Genomic DNA, 22,843 nt, shown 5'->3' with positions numbered 1-22,843 from the left:
CCCATGCGCGAAGCCGCCCCCATGCGCGAAGCCGTCATCATCTCAACCGCGCGCACCGGCATCGGCAAGGCCGGGCGCGGCTATTTCAACGCCACCGAAGCGCCGGTGCTCGGCGGCCATGTCATGCGCGCCGCGATCGAACGCGCCGGGATTGACCCCGCGCGGATCGACGATGTCTTCTTCGGCGCGGGCAACCAATGGGGGACGCAGGGCGCGAACCTGGCACGCATGTCGCTGTTCGCCGCCGGCCTGCCGCAAAGCATCCCCGCCTTCTCGCTCGATCGCAAATGCGGCTCGGGGCTCACCGCGGTCGCGCTCGCCGCGCGTTCGATCATCGCCGGCGACCTCGATGTCGCGCTGGCGGGCGGCATGGAATCGATCAGCCTGACGATGAAGGACGCGCCGCGTTACCCCAATCGCTCGGTGCTCGATCGGGTGCCGCACGCCTATATGCCGATGATCGAAACCGCCGAGATAGTCGCCGATCGCTACGGCATCAGCCGCGAGGCGCAGGATGCCTATGCCGCGCAAAGCCAGCAGCGCGCCGCCGCCGGCCTCGCCAGCGGCGCGTTCGATGCCGAGATCGCACCGATCACGGTCGAAAAGGCGCTGATCGACAAACAGGGCGTCCACACCGGCACCGAACCGGTCACCGTCACCCAGGACGAGGGCATCCGCGCGGGCACCACCGCCGAAGGGCTCGCCGCGCTCAAGCCCGTCTGGAAGGGCGGCGAGGTTGTTGCCCAAGGGCGCTTCGTCACCGCGGGCAATGCCAGCCAGCTTTCCGACGGTGCCGCCGCGCAGATCGTGATGGACCGCGCCACCGCACAGGCCGAAAACCTGCCCATCCTCGGCATCTATCGCGGCTTCCAGGTCGCGGGCTGCTCCCCTGAGGAAATGGGCATCGGCCCGGTGTTCGCGATCCCCAAATTGCTCGACCGCGCCGGGCTGACCGTCGCCGATATCGGCCTGTGGGAGCTCAACGAAGCCTTTGCCAGCCAATGCCTCTATTGCCGCGACGCGCTCGGCATCGATCCTGAACGCTACAACGTCAACGGCGGCGCGATCGCGATCGGCCACCCCTTCGGCATGACCGGCAGCCGCATGGTCGGCCACGCGCTGATCGAAGGCCGCCGCCGCGGGGTGCGCTATGTCGTGGTATCGATGTGCACCGCCGGTGGCATGGGCGCGGCAGGCCTGTTCGAAATCGTCTGAACCACCCTCGTCATTCCCGCGAAAGCGGGAACCCAGAGCCCCGTGTACCAGCCATGAACAAACGCCTGTGCAGGAATGACGAAGAGACGGGCGACGGGTCACGATAAACGCATCCCGCGCTACCCCCCCAGAATATCCCGGTACAGCGCCTCATATTTCGCCGCCATCGCCTCGATCGAAAACCGCGCCTCGACGCTGCGCCGGCACGCCGCCCGGTCGATCTCGCCCACCCGCTCGACCGCCGCGATCGCCTCGTCGAGGCTGTCGACCAGAAACCCGTTCACCCCATGCTCGATCAGTTCGGCCATGCTCCCGCGCCGCATCGCGATCACCGGGGTGCCGCACGCCATCGCCTCGATCACCGACAGCCCGAACGGCTCGTCGAAATTGATGAGGTGCAGCAGCGCCCGCGCCTGCCCCAGCGCCGCGATCCGCTCCGCCCCGCCGACCGCGCCGGGGTGGCGGATTCGGTCGCTCAGCCACGGCACCACCTCGCGCTCGTAATAGCCCTGGTCCTGCACGATCCCGTACATCGCCAGCTCGCGCCCCGTCGCCTGCGCCACCGCAATCGCCTCGGCCGCGCCCTTGTCGGGGTGCATCCGCCCGAAGAACAGCAGGTCGTCGCTGCCCCGTGCGTCGAAGCTGAAGTCGCCCAGCGGAATCCCATGATGGATCGTCGCTGCGTAGCGAAGCGAAGGATGCCGGTCGGCATCGCTGATCGCGACGAAATGCACCCGGTTCTCATACGGCTTGTACATCGGCAGGATTCGGTCGCTCGAAAAGCCGTGGATCGTCGTCACCATCGGCGTCGGCACCAGATTGGCAAAGGCGTGCGCGGGGAAATCGGCCTGGTTGTGGATCAGGTCGAACTCGCCCGCCCGCTCGAACACATGCGCCAGATGGGCATGTTCCCACACCTTCGCGTCGATCGCCGGGTCTTCGCTATAGGCGGCGGGCACCACGCCTGCGAGCGTCGCGGCGGTGATCGAATCCTGCGTCGCAAACAGGGTCACGTCGATCCCACGCGCCACCAAAGCCTCGGTCAACAGGCTCGTCACCAGCTCCCACGGCCCATAATGGCGCGGCGGGGTGCGCCACGCGATCGGTGCGATCATCGCGATCTTCATGCCAGGATCAGTCCTTCATTGGGGCCTAGCAATCGCGGATCGGCATCGCCCCCGGCACTCGAAAGCACCACCGACAGCCCCGCCGCCCAATCGGGCAGCGCGAACGGGGCGTATGCGGTGCCAAGGTTCAGCACCACCAGCGCGCGCGCGTCGCCCAGCCGCCGCTCATAGGCGAGCACCTCGCCGACACTCGCCACCGCCGCCCAATCGCCCAGCGCCAGCGCTGGCGTCGCACGCCGCAGCGCCAGCAGGTCGCGATACAGCCGCCACATCGACCCCGCCTCGTCGCGCTGCACGCCCATGTTGCGCGTGGGCCAGTCGGCATGCAGCGGCAACCACGGCTCGCCGCTGGTAAAGCCGCCGTTCGCGCTGTCGTCCCACGCCATCGGCGTCCGCACCGGATCACGCCCCAGCCCCTTGCCCGGCTCGCGCAATTCGCGCGGGTCCTGCACGCACTCGGGCGGAATCGCGACGTCGGCCATCCCGATCTCGTCGCCATAATAGATTGTCGGCGTACCGCGCAGCGTCAGCAGCAACATCGCCGCCACCCGCGCCTGCTCAGCGCCGAAGCGAGTCGCCGCGCGCGGTCGATCGTGATTGCCCAGCACCCAATTGGGCCAGCCCCCCTCGGGCAGCGCGCGCTCATACCCCTCGATCAGCGCCAGCAACGACGGCGCATGCCACTCCGCCCCGATCAACTGAAAGTTCAGCGGCAGATGTACGCCGCCATAGTATTTCATTAGCCGATCGACCGGCAGATAGATCTCCCCCACCAGCAACCGCTCGCCCGCCGCATCGGCAATCGCGCGCATCTCGCGGGCGATGGCGTGTACCTCGGGCTGGTCGGTCGAATGCGTCTGATGCACCCGGTCCATCTCTGGCATGCCGCCATGCCAATCGGGGTTCACCGGATTGTCGATGAAATCGGCATGCTTGATCATGTGCCACAGCACGTCGATGCGAAACCCGTCGATCCCGCGATCGAACCAGAAGCGAAGCACGTCGAGCATCGCCGCACGAAGCTCGGGGTTGCGCCAGTTGAGATCGGGCTGCTGCGCCAGAAACGCATGCGCGTAATATTGCCCGGTCGCGGCATCCCATTCCCAGGCCGGCCCGCCGAAATCGCTGATCCAGTTGTTGGGCGGCCCGCCATCGGGCGCAGCGTCGCGCCAGATATACCAGTCGCGCTTGGGATCATCGCGTGACGACCGGCTCGCGGTGAACCACGGATGCTGGTCCGAAGAATGATTGGGCACGTAATCGAGCAGCACTTTCAGCCCGCGTGCATGCGCCTCACTCACCAGCCGGTCCATCTCGGCCAGCGTCCCGAAGCGCGGGTCGATGTCGCAATAATCGGCCACGTCATAGCCGAAATCGGCCATTGGCGAGGGAAACACCGGCGAAATCCACAGCGCATCGACGCCCAGCGCCACCAGATCGTCGAGCCGCGCGGTGATCCCTGCCAGGTCGCCGATCCCGTCGCCGTTCGAATCCTGAAACGATCGCGGATAGACCTGATACAGCACCGCGCTCTGCCACCAGGGCGCGCTCACCCGAACACCCCCTTGGCCACCCGCGTCATCCGGCACGCCAGATCGGCCTCGCCCGACGCGACGATCCAGTCATCGCCGCCATCGACCATGCCGGTCGAGAACACCACCGGGCTCGGCAGATACATCTGATGCGCCAGATGCGCGGTCAGCGCGGCATTGGCCTCGATCAGCGGCACCCGATCCTCAACCGCCAATATCCGCGTCGGATCGTCGCGGTCGAACAGCGCCCAGAACGTCCGATACACCCCCACCGACGCCTGCTGCTCGACCCCATGATACAGCGTCAGCCACCCGGCATCGGTCAGCACCGGCGGCGTCCCCCCGCCGACCTTGAGCGCCGAGGTCGATCCGGCGCGCGCGCGGATTCCCGGTGCCTCGATCGGTTTCCAGTGCAGCGCATCGGGCGATTGCGCGAAGTTGATCGACGGCCCGCCCGCCCATTCGCTGGTCCCCGGATAGGCGAAATAACATTCGCCCAGTGGCCGCGTCAGCGCCATGAACCGCCCGCCGACCAGCCCCTCGAACAACAGCATGTCCTTGTTCTGGTGATCGAGCACCATCCCCTCGCATCGCCAGTCGAGCGCATTGTCGGAAGTATAGAGCGCAGTCGAATGCCGCTCGGCGGAAACGGCACACACCGTCATATACCAGCGCGCACCGATCCGGCTGATCCGCGCATCCTCGATGCCATAATCCTGCCAGTTCGCCTGCGGTTCGATCGCGCGGTCATAATGCACCGCCACCACCCGCTCGCCCTGGGGATCGATCTCGACCGGCAACAGCCACGACAGCGACGTCAGCCCCAGCAGCCGGTTGCGCCGCCCCTTCAATTCGAACTGGCGCGGATCGGCCATGTCGATCTCGTCCACCGCGAAACGATCGAGCACATAACCCTTCGCCGTCCAGCGGATCGTCCGCGCATGGCCATCGACCACCGGCTGCACCAGCGCCTCGGCCACGCGCACCATCAGCAGCAAATTGCCATTGGCCAGCCGCGTGAAGCCGGGATTGAACGCTCCCAGCACGAAGGTTGGTTCATCGAGCGAGCGCCGAAGCGGCGAGCGCGTCAGGTCGACATCGTCGGGGGTGAAGATCAGATGGTCGGTCATGGCGTCCCGGCTTGGGCGTCAGTACCGCGACTGTCCAGCTTCAACCCGCCCCAACCTCAGCCCTGCAACCGCTCGTGGTGGCGGATCACCTCATCGATGATGAAGCGCAGGAATTTCTCGCTGAATTCGGGATCGAGATCGGCGTCCTTGGCCAGCCCGCGCAGCCGCGCAATCTGCGCCTCCTCGCGCCCCGGATCGGCGGGCGGCAACCCGGCTCGCGCCTTATATTCGCCCACCGCCTGCGTCACCTTGAAGCGTTCGGCGAGCAGGCACACCAGCGCCATGTCGATATTGTCGATGCTCTGGCGATACCGGCCAAGCGTGTCGTCTGCCATCGTCGGCCCCCCTGTTGCGATGACAAAAGCCCTAAGCTGACGCTACGGGTTCACGCAAGCAGTTGCGTTTGGCGCGCCGAACGCCCAAGTCGCCAAGTGATGACTGCAACCGTGCATCGCCTCGCCGGCCGCCCCGCCCCGTCGCTCGATCCGATGATCGGCATCACCGCGCATGACATGAACCGCGTCAACGCGGTCATCATCGATCGCATGCAATCGGATATCCCGCTGATCCCCGAGCTTGCCGGGCATCTGATCGCCGGCGGCGGCAAAAGATTGCGGCCGATGCTGACCCTCGCCAGCGCCGCGGTGCTCGATTATGCCGGCACCCGGCATCACCGCCTCGCCGCCGCGGTCGAATTCATCCACACCGCCACCTTGCTGCACGACGATGTCGTCGACGGGTCGGACCTGCGGCGCGGCCGCCGCACCGCCAACGTCATCTGGGGCAATCCGGCCAGCGTCCTGGTCGGCGATTTCCTCTTCAGCCGCTCGTTCGAGCTGATGGTCGAAGATGGCAGCCTGAAAGTGCTCAAGATCCTGTCGAACGCATCGGCAGTGATCGCCGAAGGCGAGGTCAACCAGCTCACCGCCGCGCGCCGGATCGAAATCGGCGAGGAACGCTATCTCGAAATCATCGGGGCCAAGACCGCCGCCTTGTTCGCCGCCGCCTGCCGAATCGCTGCGGTCGTCGCCGAACGGCCTGAGCGTGAGGAAATGGCGCTCGATGCCTATGGCCGCAATCTCGGCATCGCCTTCCAATTGGTCGACGACGCGATCGATTATGTTTCGGACGCAGGCACGATGGGCAAGGATGCGGGCGATGATTTCCGCGAGGGCAAGATGACGCTGCCGGTCATCCTCGCGCATGCGCGCGGCGACACCGAAGCGCGCAAATTCTGGAAGGACGCGGTCGAGGGGCGTCGCAACGGCGATGCCGAATTCGCGCGCGCGATCGAACTGGTGCGCGAAACCCGCGCGGTCGACGATACGCTCGCCCGCGCGCGCCATTATGGCCAGCGGGCAGTCGACGCGCTCGGCATGTTCCCGGCCAGCACTGCCAAGGAAACGATGGTCGAAGCGGTCGAATTCGCGGTCGCCCGCGCTTATTGATCGGCAAGGATCGGGGCGAGCCGTTGCAGGCCCGCCCCGGCCTTTTTATGCCTTCGCCGCTTACTCTTCGTCTTCGACGCCCAGCACGTCTTCTTCATCGCCGTTCAACTGCTGGTCGACTGCTTCGGCCAGCAGGTCGAGCTGCTCGAAGGTCGCGGTCATTTCGATCGTGTCGCCATCCTCGTCCTCGATCATCAACAGATACCCGTCGCCGGTCGGGGTGATCGCGAAGCTTGCCAGTGCCTTTGCCATGTTCGTCTCCATTCGCAGGGGTGCCCATTCGATACGCACGACCCCATACGCACGAATTGTGCCTTGGCTCCCACGCGGGTAGCGAGAATCGTGATGAGCACCTTGCCGATCCTTGCCATATTGCCCGAATTGCTCAAGGCATTGCGTGCCGGCAGCAACGCGGTGGTCGTCGCGCCGCCTGGCGCGGGCAAGACCACCGCGATCGCCCCCGCATTGCTCGACCAGCCCTGGTGCGACGGCGAAGTGCTGCTGCTCTCGCCGCGCCGCCTCGCCGCACGCGCCGCTGCCGAGCGGATGGCGGCGCTGGCGGGCGAGCCGGTGGGCCGCAGCTTTGGCTATGCGACGCGGATGGACAGCAAGCGATCGGGCGCGACTCGAGTCACCGTCCTCACCGAAGGTATCTTCGTCAATCGCATCCAGGCCGATCCCGAGCTTGCCGGCGTGTCGGCGGTGCTGTTCGATGAAGTCCATGAACGCAGCCTCGACAGCGATTTCGGGCTGGCGCTCGCGCTCGATGCACAGGCGGCGCTTCGCCCCGATCTTCGCATCCTCGCGATGTCGGCGACGCTCGACGGCGCGCGCTTTGGCGCATTGCTTGGGGATTCGCCGGTGGTCGAAAGCGAAGGCCGCGGCTACCCGCTCGACATCGTCCATCTCGGTCGCCGCGCCGAGGGGCGGATCGAGGATTCGATGGCCCCCGCGATCCGCCAGGCGTTGCGGGAAGCAGAAGGAGGGTTGCTCGCCTTCCTGCCCGGCGTTGCCGAGATCGAGCGCACCGCCGATCGCCTCGGCGATCTCGGCCCCGGCTTCGTCCTCCACCGCCTCCACGGCAGCCTAGACCCCGCCGCCCAGCGTGCCGCAATCGCGCCCGATCCGCAGGGACGCCGCAAGGTGGTGCTCGCCACCTCGATCGCCGAAACCTCGCTGACGCTCGACGGCATCCGAATCGTCGTCGATTCAGGGCTCGCGCGCCGCCCGCGCTACGATCGCGCCGCCGGCATGACCCGGCTGGTGACCGAACGCGCCAGCCAGGCCTCGGCGGCGCAGCGCGCGGGCCGCGCGGGGCGGCAGGCTCCCGGCATCGCCTATCGGTTGTGGGAAGCCGCCGCTACCGCCGGGTTGCCGCGCTTCGATCCCCCCGAAATCCTCGAGGCCGATTTGTCGGCGCTGACGCTCGATTGCGCGCTGTGGGGCGTCAACGATCCGCGCAGCTTGCGCTGGCTCGATCCGCCCCCCGCCGCCGCGATCGACGAGGCGCATGCCCGGCTCCGCGTGCTCGAAGCAATCGACCAGGATCGCCGCCCGACCGCGCATGGCAAGGCGATCGCCGCGCTGCCGCTGCCGCCGCGCCTCGGCCACATGCTGGTGCGCGCGGGCGAAATCGGCCTTGCGCGCGTCGCCGCCGAGGTCGCGGTGCTGCTCGGCGAACGCGGCCTTGGCGGCACCGACCCCGATCTCGAACTACGCATGCGCCGCTGGCGAACCGAACGCGGCCCCCGCGCCGAATCGGGCCGCAAACTAGCCGAACGCTGGGCGCGGTTCGCCCCCCTCCCGCTTGCGGGAGGGGCCGGGGGTGGGCCTGAAGTCTCACCGAGGGTCCGCTCGCGACAAGGCCCACCCCCAACCCCTCCCGCAGGCGGAAGGGGAGAAGAAGTGTGCATCGCCCTCGCCTTCCCCGATCGAATCGCCCGCCGCCGCGACCCCAGCGGCGCACGCTGGGCCTCGGTCGGCGGGCGCGGTTTCCAGCTCGACCCCGCCTCCTCGCTCAGCGGTGCCGAATGGCTCGCGGTCGCCGAGACGCAGGGCATGGCCTCGGGCGCGCGCATCCTTTCTGCCGCCGCGATCGACCTCGCCACGGTCGAGGCGCTGTTCGGCGATCGGATCGAAACCCGCCGCAGCGTCCGCTTCATGCCCGACACCGGCAGGATCGAGGCGCTGCGCGAACGCCGCCTCGGCGCGATCCGCCTGTCGAGCGGCCCCGACGCCGCCGCCACCGCGCCCGAAATCGAAGCCGCGCTGCTCGAAGGCGTCCGCGCCCACGGCCTCGCGCTGCTGCCTTTCAGCGACACCGCCACCGCCTTCCGCGCGCGCGCCGCCTTTGCCGGCCACCCGCTCGATGACGCCACGTTGCTGGTCAACCTCGACCAATGGCTCCCCCCGCTGCTGTCGGGCAAACGCCGCCTCGATTCGATCGACCCCGGTGCCCTCACCCAGGCGCTCCAGCACCTGCTACCCTGGGACGCGCTGCAAACCGTCGAGCGCCTGGCCCCGCCGCGCTTCGACAGCCCCGCCGGCTCGTCGCACGCGATCGACTATGCCGCCGAAGCCGGCCCGCTGGTCGAGCTTCGCCCCCAGGCGCTGTTCGGCCTAGCCGAGCATCCCACGATCGGGCGTGACCGCGTGCCGCTGGTGCTCAGCCTCACCTCGCCCGCCGGTCGCCCGATCCAGACCACGCGCGACCTGCCGGGCTTTTGGGCGGGCAGTTGGGCCGATGTCGCGCGCGAAATGCGCGGTCGCTATCCGCGCCACCCCTGGCCCGACGACCCCGCCGCCGCCGCGCCGACGCTGCGGACGAAAAATGCGGATGCACGCCGCGCCGGTTCGCGATAAGGAAGCTCCATGCCCAACGCCCGTATCTATCAGCGCCCCAAGAATGCGATGTCCTCAGGCCGCGCCAACACCGACCGCTGGATGCTCGAATTCGAGCAGGCTGAGCCCAAGCGCCCCGATCCGCTCACCGGCTGGGCGGGTTCGGGCGACGTCCGCGACCAGGTGAAGCTCGGCTTCCCGACGCTCGAGGCGGCCACCGCCTATGCCACGCGCGAAGGCATCGACTTCCACGTCGTCCCCGCGCCGGTGCGCAAACTCAAGCTTCAGGCTTACGCCGACAATTTCAAATAACCGCGCCCAGCAACGCTGCTGACAGCAGCATCAGCATCTTGACGTCGATCGCACAGCCCTCGGCGCGCTTGGCCTCGACGAACGCCGCGATCTCGCCAAGCGCCACCCGGTGGACGGTGATTCCTTCGCCCTCGACCCCGCCGCCGTCGCTCACGCGCACCAGATCATGCGCGCGGACCAGGGTGAAGCTTTCGGCGACCATCCCCGGCGACGAGAAATATTCGCCCAGCGACTCAAGCCGCCCGGCGCGATAGCCTGTTTCCTCCTCCAGCTCGCGCGCCGCCGCGACCATCATGTCCTCGCCCTCGGTCTCGTCGCCGATCAACCCGGCGGGCATCTCGATACAGGCGCGCCCCAGCGCGACGCGATATTGCTCGACCAGCAAGATATGCCCCGAATCGATCGCGACGATCACCGCCGCACGGATGCCGCGCGCGCGCGCGACATATTCCCACCGCCCCTTGCGCTTGGCGGTGATGAAGCGGCCCTCCCACATCGTCTCGACAGGGGAGTCATGGTCGAAATGGTCCATCGGTGATCCTTTCACCCGCTCGCCTAGCGCGGGTGACTGCGCTAGGAAATGCCGCAACGGACAAAGCGGGGGAAATGCCATGTTGAACGAGTTCAAGACCTTCATCGCACGCGGCAACGTCCTCGATCTCGCGGTCGGGGTGATCATCGGCGCGGCCTTTGGCACGATCACCAAATCGCTGACCGACGATGTCATCATGCCGGTGATCGGCGCGGTTTTTGGCGGGTTCGATTTCACCAGCTATTTCGTTCGATTGGGGCCGGTGCCCGCGGCCTATGCCGGGTCGCTCACCGATTATGCCGCGCTGAAGGCCGCCGGCGTGCCGCTGTTCGGCTATGGCGCGTTCCTGACCGTGGTGATCAACTTCATCATCCTGGCCTTCATCGTTTTCCTGCTGGTTCGCAGTGTCAACCGGATGCTGGCGCGAATGGAAAAGGAAAAGGTCGAGGGCACCGCGCCCCCCGCCGCCGACCCCGCCGACATCGTGCTGCTGCGCGAGATCAGGGACGAGCTAAAGAACCGGGCGCCCCTCTAACCCTCTCCCGCCTGCGGGAGAGGAGCAGCCCTCTACCCTCTCCCGCTTGCGGGAGAGGGGGCGAGACTTGGGGTCGCCCTTGCGGCCCCTAGTCGCAGCGGTGAGGGTGTTTTGGGCGGGCGCATGGCAGAAGAAGCAGAAGAACCCTCACCCAACCCTCTCCCGCACGCGGGAGAGGGCTCGCGCACGCCCTACGCCGCCAGCGCCTCGGCCTGCGTATCCGCCAAACTCGTCCCATCCAGGATCCGCGCGGTTTCGTCGCGCACCCGCGCCATCGCGATCCGAATCGCGCAGCTCGCCTCGTCGCTGCAATCGGCGCAGGGGCGATAGGCGGTACGGCTGACGCAAGGCACCAATGCCAGCGGCCCCTCGATCACGCGGATGATCTCGCCCAGCGAAATCAGATGCGGCAGCCGCGCCATGCGATAGCCGCCGGCCTTGCCGCGAGTCGACACGATGAACCCCGCCTCGCGCAGATCGGCCAGGATCAGCTCGAGGAACTTACGCGGCACATTCGCTTCGGTGGCGATACGATTCATCGGTGTCGGCGCAGCCGCGATCGGCTGGCCGGCAAGGACGATCATCGCGCGAAGGGCGTATCGGGAACGCTGCGTCAACATGATCGATGGTCCCTTGGCATCGCTTTGTGGCGTTGGAAAGGCGTATGTGACATTTCCCGGCTGAACCGGCGCTTACGCGCTCCCCCAGCGGCTTTTCAGCGCCATCGCTGCCAGCCATCTTTCCTTTATCGCACGAGGGCTTATATCAGGAGGGCCGGGTTCGCCCGGCTATAGCGATAAATTGTTGCGTGTCATAGGCGCAGCGGACCCGGGGGCAGTACCCGGCGGCTCCACCAAAACCGGTTGCCCTTTCAGGGCGCGACCGGTCCTGACGGGGCCGAACTAGGATCGACGTGTGTTCAACGACGCAGCTTTCGCTCGGCATGGGACCGCCGCAATGGCCCATAACATAAATGCCAACGATAACGAGGCATTCGCGATTGCTGCCTAACTGATACCCTCACGGGTGGACGTTAAGTAGGCCAAAAGCGCGGTTGGACGCACCGGGCAACAGAAGCGTTACGGCGGTTTGGGGAGCACCGAGCAACAGAAGCTCCCCACCATATTCCCTGGCCCGGCTCAGCCTGCTTCCGCCACCGCCACCACTGGCGGCGTCTGCTGATGCTGCACCACCCGCCACAATTCATGCTCGATCCGCCGATAGGTCGAGGTGCAATGCGCGCTATAGGGCTCCTCGCCCTCGCGCTTGGCCTCAACGCCATAGGCGACGACGATCAGCCCTTCCTGCGGGCGGGCGATCCGTTGGTCACTGAAGCGTACCATGTCCCAGCGCGGCGTATCCGCCACCGCCTCGATCGCCTGGGTGCCGCTCAGCACGAAGGGCGGCGTCGGCAGCACCATCAGACATTCGGCGTCGATCGCCTCGCGATAATGCTCGGCATCGCCGGTCCACAGGCTTTCTTCAAAGGTCCAGACCCGATCGTCGTCCATGCGTTCACTCCTGTTGGTTCAGGCGTTCAGCGGTCGAGCCATGGGTTCGTTCCCCCGTACTTGCCCAAGACCGGGCGGGCGCGATCGGCCGGGCAGGATCAGGCGGGCAGAATCAGCCGGGCGATCGCACCATTGCCGCGCACCAGTTCGAAACTGCCCTCGAGCTGTCCGGCAAGCATGCGCGCGATCCGCAGGCCCAGGCTGTCGCTGGCCTCGATGTCGAACCCGTCGGGCAAGCCATGGCCATCATCGCGCACTTCGATCTGCACCTGCGCCTTGCCATCGCGCGACAATTCGACGTCGATCACGCCATGATCGCGCCCGGCAAAGCCATGCTCGATCGCATTCGCCATCGCTTCGGCTACGATCAGCGCCAGCGGGATCGCCGCATCGGGCGACAGCATCGCATCATCGTCGACGATGACATTGCAGCATATGCCAGGGCGCCCGCTCGCCTCGATCACGTCGTTGCACAACGGCTCCAGGAAAGCGCGCATCCGCCGCGCGCTGCCGCCTGCGTCATAAAGCTGGCGGCTGATCCGTCCGATCAGCCCTAACCGCCGCGCCGCCTCGTCCAGCGCCGCGCGGGCATCCTCGTCGCGCACCTGCCGCTTTTGCAGCGTGATCAGGCCGGCGGCGACCTGCAGATTGTTCGACACGCGATGCTGGAGTTCGCTGAACAGCAATTCGCGGGTTTCGGCCAGGGTGCGGCTGAGTTCGCGTTCATGCGCCAGATTGCGGTTCGCACGCTGCATCCAATGGATGATGGCGACGTCGGTTATGACGACGAAGGAGTAAAATCCCATCGCCACGATGCCACTCCAACTCAGCGCAAAGCTGTATCTCTCGCCGATGAAGCAGTACCAAGCGAGCAAGCCGCAGGTAACGCCGGCCAGAACGCCCATCCGGGTTCCGAAAAGAGCCGAAGCGAGAATAACCGCCGGGAAAAAAGTGACAAAGGGAAAACCGGGCGGCAGCACCGGATCGGCAACCACCCGAAGCGCGAACGAGACTGCGATCAACAGCGCCGTCGCCGCGACGGCCAGCAACGACCGGTCGGGCAAGAGCGGCAACCGCTCGATCAGATGCGTTCCCGCACCCCCTTTGTTCTCCCGCATCTGCAACGCTTTCGTCACACCACCAAAATGCCGCACTGTCGTTGATCTGAAGCAAGCTGGCCGCCGATTGCAGCCCTGTCACATGAAAAAAGGGAGCTGCGAACAGCTCCCTTTCGTCATCCGTCACATGGGCGTGCGATCAGCTTTCGGTGATGAACGAAGGCAGGCCGATATCGCCGCCATCGTCCTTCGATCCTTCGGCGCGCGGGCCACGGCCTTCGCCGCCGCCTGCACCGCGATCGCGCCGCGGACCACGGCTCTCGTCGCGACCGCCACGCTCACCGCCGCCGCCGCCACGACCGCCACGGCCGCCGTCACCGTCGCGCCGCGGGCCGCGCGGCCCGCGCCCGTCTTCCCTGGCACCACCCTCACGCGGCTCGCGCGCCGGGCGGGTGTCTTCCAGCTCGGCCCCGGTTTCCTGATCGACGACGCGCATCGACAGGCGAACCTTGCCGCGCGGATCGACTTCGAGAACCTTGACCTTCACCGCCTGGCCTTCGCTCAGCACGTCGGCCACCTTCTCGACCCGCTCGTTGCGGATTTCCGAGACGTGAACCAGGCCGTCCTTGCCGCCCATGAAGTTCACGAACGCCCCGAAATCGACCAGGTTGACGACCTTGCCGTCATAGACCTTGCCGACTTCGGCTTCCTCGGTGATCCCGCGAATCCACGCCATCGCGGCCTCGATCTGCGACACGTCGGACGACGACACCTTGATCAGGCCTTCGTCGTCGATGTCGACCTTGGCGCCGGTGGTGGCGACGATCTCGCGGATCACCTTGCCGCCGGTACCGATCACTTCACGGATCTTGGCCTTGTCGATCTGCATCGTCTCGATCCGCGGCGCGTGCGCCGACAGCTCGGTACGGGTCGAATCGAGCGCCTTGGCCATTTCGCCCAGGATGTGCGCGCGGCCTTCCTTGGCCTGTGCCAGCGCCTTGCGCATGATCTCTTCGGTGATGCCGGCGATCTTGATGTCCATCTGCATCGTGGTGATGCCCTCGGACGTGCCCGCGACCTTGAAGTCCATGTCGCCCAGATGATCCTCGTCACCCAGGATGTCGCTGATAACCGCGAAATCCTTGCCTTCCAGGATCAGGCCCATCGCGATGCCCGAAACCGGGCGCTTCAGCGGCACGCCGGCATCCATCATCGACAGCGAACCGCCGCAGACCGTCGCCATCGACGACGAACCGTTCGACTCGGTGATGTCGGACAGGACGCGGATCGTGTACGGGAACTCGTCCTTGCTCGGCAGCACCGGGTGCAGCGCGCGCCAGGCGAGCTTGCCATGACCGACTTCGCGGCGGCCCGGCGCACCGAAGCGACCGACTTCACCGACCGAATAGGGCGGGAAGTTATAGTGCAGCATGAAGTTCGAATAGCTCAGGCCGTCGAGGCCGTCGATCATCTGCTCGGCGTCCTTGGTGCCCAGCGTCGTGGTGCAGATCGCCTGCGTCTCGCCGCGAGTGAACAGCGCCGAACCGTGCGCGCGCGGCAGGAAATGCACCATCGCTTCGATCGGACGGATCTGCGTCGTGGTGCGACCGTCGATCCGCGTGCCGTCCTTCAGGATGGCGGTGCGGACGATGTCGGCTTCCAGCTTCTTCATCAGCTTGCCGGCGGCCATCTGGTCCTGCGGCGCGGCATCGGCGAACGCCGCCTTGCCCTTGGCACGCGCTTCGTTGAGCAGGTTCGAACGCTTGGACTTGTCGGTCACCTTATAGGCGGCGGCGATGTCCTTGCCGATCAGCTTCTTCAGCTTGTCCTTGGCCTTTGAAAGATCGGCCTGCTCGGCCATTTCCCAGGGATCCTTGGCAGCCTGCTCGGCCAGGTCGATCACCGCGTTCACCGCCTGGCGGCACGCCTTGTGCGCGAACTGCACCGCGCCCAGCATGATTTCTTCCGACAGCTCCTTGGCTTCGGATTCGACCATCATCACCGCGTTGCCGGTGGCGGCGACGACCAGGTCGAGCTCGCCGTCGCGCGCCTGTGCGGTGGTGGGGTTCAGCACATATTCGCCATCGACATAGCCGACGCGCGCCGCGCCGATCGGGCCCATGAAGGGAACGCCCGAAATCGTCAGCGCCGCCGATGCCGCGACCATCGCCAGGATGTCGGGCTCGTTCTCGCCGTCATAGGACAGCACCTGGCAGATCACGTTGATCTCGTTGTAAAACCCTTCTGGGAACAACGGGCGGATCGGACGGTCGATCAGGCGGCTGGTCAGCGTTTCTTTTTCGGTCGCGCCGCGCTCACGCTTGAAAAAGCCGCCGGGGATGCGGCCGGCAGCCGAGAATTTTTCCTGGTAATGGACGGTCAGCGGAAAGAAATCCTGGCCTTCCTTTACCGATTTGGCGGCGGTGACGGCGCACAGCACCACGGTCTCGCCCAACGTCGCCATCACGGCACCATCGGCCTGCCGCGCAACGCGGCCGGTTTCGAGCGTCAGGGTCTGTCCGCCCCACTCGATTTCCACTTTCTTCATGTCGAACATTGATTTTCCTTCATCCGGCAGCCCGATGCCGCCGGGGCCTGTATGCGGGCCGATGGTAGCCCGACTTGTCTCCACCGCCGCCCGTGAAACGGGGCTTTAGGGCGATGGAACCCAGGGCCAAAACCGAATTGCTCCGGCCCCGATAGCAAAACGGCCCCCGCTAGGGAGGCCGTTGAGATTATTTGCGAAGACCCAGCTTGCCGATCAGCGACTGATACCGCTCGACATCCTTCTTCTTCAGATAGTCGAGCAAGGTGCGGCGCTTGTTGACCATCATCAGCAGCCCGCGGCGCGAATGATTGTCCTTGGCGTGCGTCTTGAAATGGTCGGTCAGCGTGACGATCCGGTCGGTCAAGATTGCGACCTGGACCTCGGGGCTGCCGGTGTCGCCGCTCGCGCGGCCATGTTCCTTGATGAGCGCATCCTTGCGCTCGGGCGTGATCGACATCGTCATCCTTTCGATTAGAGGTTGAAGCCGCGAACGACACGAGCCTCTCGGCCCGAAACCTCCACCAGCGCTACCGGCACATCGTCCAGCGTCGCAAAATATTGGCCATCGTCTACGACAATCCCGACCATCACCCGCCCCTGTCGGAGCGCACCTGCCTGGTCGGGGGAGAGGGGTAGAGCCGGGATGTCGTCCAGCCCCGCCCTCAATGGCAGGATGATGTCTTCAAGCGCGCGTCCATTGGCCATTTCGTCCAATTTGTCCAGCGAAATCGCCGTATCGAGCCCGAACGGCCCCGCCCGCGTCCGCCGCAGCATCGTCACATGCCCGACAGTGCCCAGCGCCAGCGCGATGTCGCGCGCCAGGCTGCGGATATAGGTTCCCTTCGAAACATGCGCGGTGAACGTCGCCGTTTCGCCGTCGCTGTCGCCCAGCGTCAGCGAAAACACCGTCACCGCGCGCGTCGCCAGCACCACCTCCTCGCCCGCCCGCGCCAGATCATAAGCGCGCTCGCCGCCCACCTTCAGCGCCGAATAGGCGGGCGGCACCTGCTCGATCGGCCCGGTGAACTGCCCCAGCACCGCCTCGACCGCCGCCAGCGTCGGCCGCACCTCGCTTAGCGCGATCGCCTTGCCTTCGAGGTCGAGCGTATCGGTCTGCACCCCGAAACCGATCGTAAAGTCATACACCTTGCTCGCATCGAGCATCCGCCCGGCCAACTTCGTCGCCTCGCCCACCGCGATCGGCAGCACGCCGGTCGCCAGCGGGTCGAGCGTGCCGCCATGCCCCACCTTGGCCTTGGCATAGCCCCCGGCGCGAAGCGCGCGCTTGACCGCGCTCACCCCTTGAGTCGATCCCAGCCCCAAAGGTTTGTCGAGAATGATCCAGCCATGCATCGCGGCGGCTTAGCCGCTGCCGCCGCCAAACCCCAGCGCTTCGTTCAGCCTCTGGAAAGGTCGCTGGGGTGACCCTCCTAACAGGAGGAGGACAGCGATGTTTCTTTCGGCAGCAGCATGGTTGGCAATCGCGGCGACAGGGCAGATTTGGGACGCCGGCCGCACCCCGCACAACCCCGCAAACGACCCGCCAGTGACCGCGCCCGCCGACGGCACGCGCGACATCCTCGAATCGATCCGCAACGGCCAGCGCTCGGGCCAGCTCAGCCGCAAAGAGGCGAGGCGTCTGCGCAGACAGGCGGGCGCAACAAGATTCAAAGCGTTTCGTTATGCGCGCGACGGCCTGTCGCACTCGGAAAGCCAGGAACTCGTATTCGAGATCGAGGCGCTGCGCGGCCTCGTCATGGCAGAGCGGACCAGGGGCATCGCCACCGCCGGCCAAACCGAACCCTCCAAACCTTAGGCCGCCTTCTCCCCCATCGCCTCGCAAAAATGCCGGCGGCACAGCGCGACATAGCGATCATTCCCGCCAATCTCGGTCTGCCGCCCCTCGCGCACCGCCTTGCCCTCACCATCGATCCGCAGGTTCATCGTCGCCTTGCGCCCGCACGCGCACACCGACTTCAGCTCGATCAACGCATCGGCGATCGCCAGCAACCGCGCCGATCCGGGAAACAGCTCGCCCTGAAAGTCGGTCCGCAATCCATAGGCCAGCACCGGCACCCCGGCATCGTCGGCGAGCCGCGCCAGTTGATCGACCTGCGCGGGCGTCAGGAATTGCGCCTCGTCGACCAGCACGCAATCGACCGCCCCGCGCGCGCCGACACAGGCGAACAAATCGGTCGCCGCATCAAACGGCGTCGCCACCGCCGACAGCCCGATCCGCGACGCGATCCGCCCCTCGCCCACCCGCCCCTTGCCCTCCCGATCGTCGATTGCCGCGGTAAACAACATCGTCGAAAGCCCGCGCTCGCGATAATTGAAATCGGCCTGCAGCAACGTGGTCGATTTGCCCGCATTCATGCTGGCATAATAGAAATAGAGCTTGGCCATGATCAGCCGAGCGTTTCGATCGGCACCGGGCCACCGGGTCCAGTCGCGCGGGCGATGCCGCGATCGAAGGTCGCGAAAGCGTCGGTGTGGCGTGCAGCGACCAGGTGCAAAAGATCGGCGATGTCGCCGCCCTGCTCATAGCGATCGATCGCCCACAGGGCGTCCTCGCCCGCCTCGATGGTCAACGTCTCATAGCAGAACATCGCACGCAGCACTGCGGCGACGTCGGCGCGATCGAGCCGGTATCGCGATCCCAATACCCAGGCTATTTCGAGCAGGACGGTAAGGCTGATCCAGCACGGACCGCGCACGATCTGCTCAGCGATCGGCGCTTGCACCGGATCGTCGCCGAGCAGCAGCCGCAGCACGACATTCGAATCGAGCGCCTTCACGGGCGGCGGGCGGCGCTTTTGGCATATTCGGCGTCGATCGTGGCGTTTATTTCCTCTATCGACACCGGCGCATCCGTGTATTTGGCGGTGATCGCCCGAATGGCGGCGGTAATGTCATCGAACGACCGCCCCGATTTCCTGGCATGCGCGCGCAGCAGCACGCCGTCGCCGGTCTGTACTACATCGAGCGTCTGGCCAGGCACGAAGCCCAATGCATCGCGCACGTCCTTGGGGATCACGACTTGCCCCTTGGCCGACATGATGGTCTTGGCGTTCATCGCGGTAAGATGCGTCTTACCCGCGAGGGTGTCAATGCTCGCTGCCATCCCCGCCGCCTTCGTCACCCAGGTCGCGCGCGACATTGGGTGCGCGCAACAGCCTGTCGATCCGGCTGCCTTCGTCGAAGCTGTCATCGGGCACGAACTTGATCTTGGCGGCGTATTTCAGCTGGGTGCGGTTGGCCACCTCGCGCTGGAAGAACGCGGTGTTGGTGCGCAGCGCCTTAAGCACCACTTCCTCGTCCTTGCCCAGCAGCGGCTTTACGAACACCGTCGCGTTGCGAAGGTCGGGCGACATCCGCACTTCGGTAACCGACACCATATGCTTGGCCAGCACCGCATCATGCACGTCGCCGCGCATCAGAATGTCCGACAGGATATGCCGCACCTGCTCGCCGACGCGAAGCAGCCGGACGTTGCGGGTTTCACTGGTTTCGTTGGGTTTCAAAGCTTTTGCAAATCGTCGATGGAAACGGCCAAGACCTTGGCGATTTTCTTCCATAGTTCGATCGACCCGATACGATCCCCGGCTTCAATTCTGGATACCATGGACTGCTCACAGCCGACCATATGAGCGAATTCCACCTGTTTAAAACCACGGTGCTCGCGCCAGACGCGCAGGGGATGCTCACCTGCTAGTAACCGATCCACGATAGCAATGGGAACATCTTCTTCCCCATCAGCACGGCGCGCTTCGGCGGCACATGCGGCGACAACATCGGATCTATCTTCCGCTATATCGACCAGTCGCTCATAGTCAGCAATTGGCAGCAACGCCATCTTTTGACCGGAAATTTCCAGGATTTGTGCCGTCATATCGCCACCTCAATATATCGAACTGCGCGGTGCAATGTCGTCGATGAACAGCACACCATGCTCAATGCGGAAGATAATGCGCCAATCCTGCACGCGCAGACGATATTCCGGCCGCCCTTGCAACCGCGTTACGTTTCCACTCAGCGCAAACGGGTCACTTGCCAGCTGTTCAATCTTTTCTCGTATCAACTCCCGCTTATTCGATCGGAGTAGCGCTCTGGCGGCCGATGCGGACAAGCGTGTTTCCATACGCCGATATTCAATAAAACAGGTCCGATAGCAACGCCATCGGACCTGCTACTCGAACATCTACAGCGTGCGTTCGCGCATCTCGACTTCGAAGGTCTCGAGATAATCGCCCGCCTTGATGTCGACGAAGTTCTGCGTGAACGTCACACCGCACTCCAGCCCGGCGCGCACCTCGGCGACATCGTCCTTGAACCGCCGCAGCGATGCGATCTCGCCCTGATAGATGATGACGTCGTCGCGGGTGATACGGGCCTTGAGCGCCTTGCGGATAACGCCTTCGGTGACGAGCAGACCCGCCGCCTTGCCGTGCTTGCCCGCCGAAAAGACGTCGCGGATTTCCGCACGGCCAACCACCGTTTCGAACGCCTCCGGCCCAAGCTCGCCCGCCATGCCGGCACGGATCTCGTCGGTCAGATCATAGATGACGTCGTAATATTTGAACGCCACCTTGCTCCGCTCGGCGATCTCGCGCGCCTTGGCGTTGGGTCGCACGTTGAAGCCGATGATCGGCGCCCCCGATGCCGCCGCCAAAGTCACGTCGCTCTCGGTGATGCCGCCAACCCCCGAATGCAGCACCCGCGCACGGATGTCTGCGGTCGAGATCTTGTTGATCGACGCCACGATCGCCTCGACCGACCCCTGGGTGTCGGCCTTGACCACCAGCGGATATTCGATCGCCTGCTTTTCCTTGAGCGCCGAGAACATCGTCTCGAGGCTGGCGGGCGCCGATGTCGTGCGCTTGTTCTGGATCACGCTGGCACGATACGCCGCGACTTCGCGCGCCCGTGCCTCATTCTCCACCACCTGCAGCGGATCGCCCGCCATCGGCACGCCCGAAAGCCCCAGCACCTCGACCGGCACCGATGGCCCGGCTTCCTTCACCTGGCGTCCCTTGTCGTCGATCAGCGCGCGCACCTTGCCGCTTTCGGCGCCGCACACGAAAATATCGCCGACGCGAAGCGTACCACGGCTGACCAGCACCGTCGCAACCGGGCCGCGGCCCTTGTCGAGCTTGGCTTCGATCACCGTGCCCTCGCCCGGACGATCGGGGTTGGCGCGCAGTTCGAGCAATTCGGCCTGCAACTGGATCTTCTCGATCAGATCGTCGAGCCCCAGCTTCTTGAGCGCCGATACCTCGACGTCCTGGGTCTCGCCGCCCATGTCCTCGACCTGGATGTCATGCTCGAGCAACCGCTCGCGCACCTTCTGGGCATTGGCGTCGTGCTTGTCGATTTTGTTGATCGCCACGATCATCGGCACGCCGGCGGCCTTGGTGTGGCTGATCGCCTCGATCGTCTGCGGCATCAGCCCGTCGTCGGCGGCGACCACCAGGATCACGATGTCGGTCACATTGGCACCGCGCTGGCGCATTTCGGTGAACGCTTCATGGCCCGGCGTGTCGAGGAAGGTGATCTTCGACTTGTCCTTCTGCGTCACCTGATACGCGCCGATATGCTGGGTGATGCCACCGGCTTCGCCGGCAACGACATCGGTGCCGCGCAGTGCGTCGAGCAAGGACGTCTTGCCGTGATCGACATGGCCCATGATCGTCACCACCGGCGGACGCGGCAGCAGCGATTCGACCGCATCGTCGGTCGTGTCGAGCTGGATGTCGATATCGCTGTCGGACACGCGGACGATGTTGTGGCCGAATTCGGTCACCATCAGTTCGGCGGTATCCTGGTCGATCGTCTGGGTCACCGTTACCGGCATGCCCATCTTGAACAGCGATTTCACCAGATCGGCGCCCTTTTCGGCCATCCGGTTGGCGAGTTCCTGCACGGTGATCGCCTCGGGCACCTTGACGTCGCGGACCTGCTTGATCTGCGGCTCACGCGGGCCGCCCGATCCGCGCTTTTCCTTCTCGCGCGCTCGCTTGAGCGCAGCCAGCGACCGCGCCCGCGCGCCGCTGTCGTCGGACAGTGCGCGGTTGACGGTCAGCTTGCCCGACTGGCGACGATCGTCGCCCTGCCGGCCACGCGCCGGGCGCGCAGGCGGCTGATCGGGACGCTTGGCACCCGGGGCAACCGGCGCGCCAGCGCGTGGTGCGGCACCGGCGGCATCGGTCGAAGCCGTCGTCGCGGCTGGCTCGGCGGCGACGGGCTCGGGCTTTGGCTGCGGACGCGGAATTTCAGGCCGCGGCACCGGCGTAAAACGACGCGGCGCCGGACGCGAGGGATCAAGCCCAAAGCTGAGCGGCGCGGGCGCGGGCGGCGCTGGAGTGGGTGCCGGAGCCGGGGTCGGCGCAGCAACCGGGGCCGGAGCCGGCGTTGCAGCAGCGACCGGCGCAGGCGCAGGGGCTGGCGCTGGCACTGGCGCTGCCGGCGCTTCGGCCACCGCAGGGGTTGCGGCAGCAACCGCAGGCTCGGCGGCAGGTGCCGGCGCAGCCACGGGAGCGGCTGGCGCGGCGACAGGTGCTGCCGGCGGCGGTGGCGCAGCCGGTTCGGGAGCCGCCGCTGGTGTTTCGGCTGCCTTGGCAGCTTCGCGCTGCTTTTCCTCGACGCGCTGGCGCTCGGCTTCGGCGGCTTCGCGGGCGATGCGCTCGTCGCGGCGACGCGCATCTTCCTGCGCGGCCATGCGGGCTTCATCGGCCTCGCGCAGCAGCTTTGCCTGCATTTCCTGACGCGACAGCAACGTGCTGGGCGGAGCCTGACGCTGCGGCGGTGCCGGCGCGGGCGTCGGACGCACGGGTTCGGCGACCGGTGGCGGCGGCGGGGCTGCTGCTTCAAGCTGTTGGGGCTGTTCCTCGCCCGGACGGCCGATGACGCGGCGGCGCTTCACCTCGACCACCACGGTGTTCGAGCGGCCATGGCTGAAGCTCTGCTTCACCTGACCGGTTTCGACCGTGCGCTTGAGGCCCAGCGGCGCGCGCGCGCCCAATTTCGGCTTTTCGTTGTCCGTGTCGCTCATTCG

General features: G+C 66.0%; 25 protein-coding genes and 1 other RNA gene. 7 read left to right on the top strand and 19 right to left on the bottom strand.

Translation table 11 applies throughout. From position 1 onward, the window contains the following. Positions 1-21 precede the first annotated feature (21 nt). Complete coding sequence (locus QU44_RS00715; RefSeq protein WP_033919587.1) at positions 22-1,215, top strand: acetyl-CoA C-acyltransferase; 1,194 nt, start codon at positions 22-24, stop codon at positions 1,213-1,215. 119 nt (positions 1,216-1,334) lie between these two features. On the opposite strand, the gene QU44_RS00710 is transcribed toward QU44_RS00715, so the two are convergent. From QU44_RS00710 to QU44_RS00695, 4 genes are read right to left on the bottom strand one after another with little or no spacing between them, the layout of a single operon-like run. Beyond that, a complete protein-coding gene (locus QU44_RS00710) occupies positions 1,335-2,342 on the bottom strand; it encodes a glycosyltransferase family 4 protein (protein ID WP_033919460.1) in 1,008 nt (335 codons plus the stop codon). After that, a complete protein-coding gene (locus QU44_RS00705; protein ID WP_033919458.1) occupies positions 2,339-3,895 on the bottom strand; it encodes an alpha-amylase family glycosyl hydrolase in 1,557 nt (518 codons plus the stop codon). The genes QU44_RS00710 and QU44_RS00705 overlap by 4 nt, the downstream gene beginning before the upstream one ends. Beyond that, positions 3,892-5,004, bottom strand: a complete 1,113-nt coding sequence (locus tag QU44_RS00700) for a glycosidase (protein ID WP_033919456.1) — start codon at positions 5,002-5,004, stop codon at positions 3,892-3,894. The genes QU44_RS00705 and QU44_RS00700 overlap by 4 nt, the downstream gene beginning before the upstream one ends. A 56-nt stretch (positions 5,005-5,060) precedes the next feature. Further along, complete coding sequence (locus tag QU44_RS00695; RefSeq protein WP_033919455.1) at positions 5,061-5,339, bottom strand: chorismate mutase; 279 nt, start codon at positions 5,337-5,339, stop codon at positions 5,061-5,063. Positions 5,340-5,438: 99 nt separating this feature from the next. Here QU44_RS00695 and QU44_RS00690 point away from each other — a divergent pair, with 99 nt between their 5' ends. Next, positions 5,439-6,452 carry a polyprenyl synthetase family protein gene (locus tag QU44_RS00690; protein ID WP_033919453.1) on the top strand — a complete coding sequence of 338 codons (1,014 nt, stop codon included), beginning with the start codon at positions 5,439-5,441 and terminating at the stop codon, positions 6,450-6,452. A gap of 60 nt (positions 6,453-6,512) precedes the next feature. Here the strand turns inward: QU44_RS00690 and QU44_RS00685 are convergent, their stop codons facing one another. Continuing rightward, positions 6,513-6,704 (bottom strand): hypothetical protein, encoded by a 192-nt coding sequence (locus tag QU44_RS00685; protein WP_033919585.1) that lies wholly within the window; start codon positions 6,702-6,704, stop codon positions 6,513-6,515. 93 nt (positions 6,705-6,797) lie between these two features. On the opposite strand from QU44_RS00685, the gene hrpB reads away from it, so the two are divergent. Both hrpB and QU44_RS00675 read left to right on the top strand, forming a co-directional pair. After that, complete coding sequence (gene hrpB / locus QU44_RS00680) at positions 6,798-9,314, top strand: ATP-dependent helicase HrpB (RefSeq protein ID WP_033919451.1); 2,517 nt, start codon at positions 6,798-6,800, stop codon at positions 9,312-9,314. Positions 9,315-9,323: 9 nt separating this feature from the next. Continuing rightward, positions 9,324-9,605, top strand: a complete 282-nt coding sequence (locus QU44_RS00675) for an ETC complex I subunit (protein ID WP_033919449.1) — start codon at positions 9,324-9,326, stop codon at positions 9,603-9,605. On the opposite strand, the gene QU44_RS00670 is transcribed toward QU44_RS00675, so the two are convergent. After that, the gene (locus tag QU44_RS00670; protein ID WP_033919448.1) at positions 9,598-10,137 is read right to left on the bottom strand and encodes an NUDIX hydrolase; all 540 of its coding nucleotides are present in this window, start codon (positions 10,135-10,137) and stop codon (positions 9,598-9,600) included. The two genes, QU44_RS00675 and QU44_RS00670, sit on opposite strands and share 8 nt — an antisense overlap. A gap of 79 nt (positions 10,138-10,216) precedes the next feature. On the opposite strand from QU44_RS00670, the gene mscL reads away from it, so the two are divergent. Next, positions 10,217-10,672, top strand: a complete 456-nt coding sequence (mscL, locus tag QU44_RS00665; RefSeq protein ID WP_033919447.1) for a large conductance mechanosensitive channel protein MscL — start codon at positions 10,217-10,219, stop codon at positions 10,670-10,672. 191 nt (positions 10,673-10,863) lie between these two features. Here mscL and QU44_RS00660 read toward each other — a convergent pair whose 3' ends face one another. After that, positions 10,864-11,292 carry an RrF2 family transcriptional regulator gene (locus QU44_RS00660; RefSeq protein ID WP_033919445.1) on the bottom strand — a complete coding sequence of 143 codons (429 nt, stop codon included), beginning with the start codon at positions 11,290-11,292 and terminating at the stop codon, positions 10,864-10,866. A gap of 115 nt (positions 11,293-11,407) precedes the next feature. Between QU44_RS00660 and ssrA the strand changes: the two genes are divergently transcribed. Then, positions 11,408-11,756: a transfer-messenger RNA gene (ssrA, locus tag QU44_RS17605) on the top strand. A 55-nt stretch (positions 11,757-11,811) separates the two neighbouring features. Here ssrA and QU44_RS00655 read toward each other — a convergent pair. From QU44_RS00655 to truB, 5 genes are all read right to left on the bottom strand, one after another. After that, positions 11,812-12,183 carry a hypothetical protein gene (locus QU44_RS00655; RefSeq protein WP_033919444.1) on the bottom strand — a complete coding sequence of 124 codons (372 nt, stop codon included), beginning with the start codon at positions 12,181-12,183 and terminating at the stop codon, positions 11,812-11,814. Between the two features lie 98 nt (positions 12,184-12,281). Next, entirely contained in the window at positions 12,282-13,301 is a 1,020-nt protein-coding gene (locus QU44_RS00650) for a sensor histidine kinase (RefSeq protein ID WP_052134187.1), read from the bottom strand. A 139-nt stretch (positions 13,302-13,440) separates the two neighbouring features. After that, positions 13,441-15,798, bottom strand: coding sequence for a polyribonucleotide nucleotidyltransferase (gene pnp / locus QU44_RS00645; protein ID WP_033919443.1), 2,358 nt, complete (start codon positions 15,796-15,798; stop codon positions 13,441-13,443). Positions 15,799-15,976: 178 nt separating this feature from the next. Next, entirely contained in the window at positions 15,977-16,246 is a 270-nt protein-coding gene (rpsO, locus tag QU44_RS00640) for a 30S ribosomal protein S15 (protein WP_033919583.1), read from the bottom strand. A gap of 14 nt (positions 16,247-16,260) precedes the next feature. Beyond that, positions 16,261-17,142, bottom strand: coding sequence for a tRNA pseudouridine(55) synthase TruB (gene truB, locus QU44_RS00635; RefSeq protein ID WP_033919442.1), 882 nt, complete (start codon positions 17,140-17,142; stop codon positions 16,261-16,263). Positions 17,143-17,239: 97 nt separating this feature from the next. On the opposite strand from truB, the gene QU44_RS17280 reads away from it, so the two are divergent. Continuing rightward, the gene (locus QU44_RS17280; protein ID WP_052134186.1) at positions 17,240-17,605 is read left to right on the top strand and encodes a hypothetical protein; all 366 of its coding nucleotides are present in this window, start codon (positions 17,240-17,242) and stop codon (positions 17,603-17,605) included. On the opposite strand, the gene QU44_RS00625 is transcribed toward QU44_RS17280, so the two are convergent. From QU44_RS00625 to infB, 7 genes are all read right to left on the bottom strand, one after another. After that, positions 17,602-18,195: a thymidine kinase gene (locus tag QU44_RS00625; protein WP_033919441.1), complete on the bottom strand. Its 594-nt coding sequence runs from the start codon at positions 18,193-18,195 to the stop codon at positions 17,602-17,604. The genes QU44_RS17280 and QU44_RS00625 overlap by 4 nt on opposite strands. 2 nt (positions 18,196-18,197) lie before the next feature. Beyond that, positions 18,198-18,587 carry a type II toxin-antitoxin system VapC family toxin gene (locus QU44_RS00620; protein WP_033919440.1) on the bottom strand — a complete coding sequence of 130 codons (390 nt, stop codon included), beginning with the start codon at positions 18,585-18,587 and terminating at the stop codon, positions 18,198-18,200. After that, complete coding sequence (locus tag QU44_RS00615) at positions 18,584-18,913, bottom strand: AbrB/MazE/SpoVT family DNA-binding domain-containing protein (protein ID WP_231621558.1); 330 nt, start codon at positions 18,911-18,913, stop codon at positions 18,584-18,586. Before QU44_RS00615 ends, QU44_RS00620 begins: the two co-directional genes overlap by 4 nt. Beyond that, positions 18,897-19,313 carry a 30S ribosome-binding factor RbfA gene (rbfA, locus tag QU44_RS00610; protein ID WP_033919439.1) on the bottom strand — a complete coding sequence of 139 codons (417 nt, stop codon included), beginning with the start codon at positions 19,311-19,313 and terminating at the stop codon, positions 18,897-18,899. Before rbfA ends, QU44_RS00615 begins: the two co-directional genes overlap by 17 nt. Next, positions 19,310-19,681: a helix-turn-helix transcriptional regulator gene (locus tag QU44_RS00605; protein ID WP_033919437.1), complete on the bottom strand. Its 372-nt coding sequence runs from the start codon at positions 19,679-19,681 to the stop codon at positions 19,310-19,312. Before QU44_RS00605 ends, rbfA begins: the two co-directional genes overlap by 4 nt. Before the next feature lie 9 nt (positions 19,682-19,690). Next, positions 19,691-19,918 (bottom strand): type II toxin-antitoxin system RelE family toxin, encoded by a 228-nt coding sequence (locus QU44_RS00600; RefSeq protein WP_231621557.1) that lies wholly within the window; start codon positions 19,916-19,918, stop codon positions 19,691-19,693. A gap of 72 nt (positions 19,919-19,990) precedes the next feature. Next, positions 19,991-22,840 carry a translation initiation factor IF-2 gene (gene infB, locus QU44_RS00595; RefSeq protein ID WP_033919435.1) on the bottom strand — a complete coding sequence of 950 codons (2,850 nt, stop codon included), beginning with the start codon at positions 22,838-22,840 and terminating at the stop codon, positions 19,991-19,993. Positions 22,841-22,843: the final 3 nt, after the last annotated feature.

It is taken from the genome of Sphingomonas sp. 37zxx (assembly GCF_000786205.1).
In the GTDB taxonomy this organism is placed as follows: Bacteria; Pseudomonadota; Alphaproteobacteria; order Sphingomonadales; family Sphingomonadaceae; genus Sphingomonas.
The sequence above is the reverse complement of the archived record's forward strand: the minus strand, read 5'-3'. Positions and strand labels throughout refer to the sequence as shown.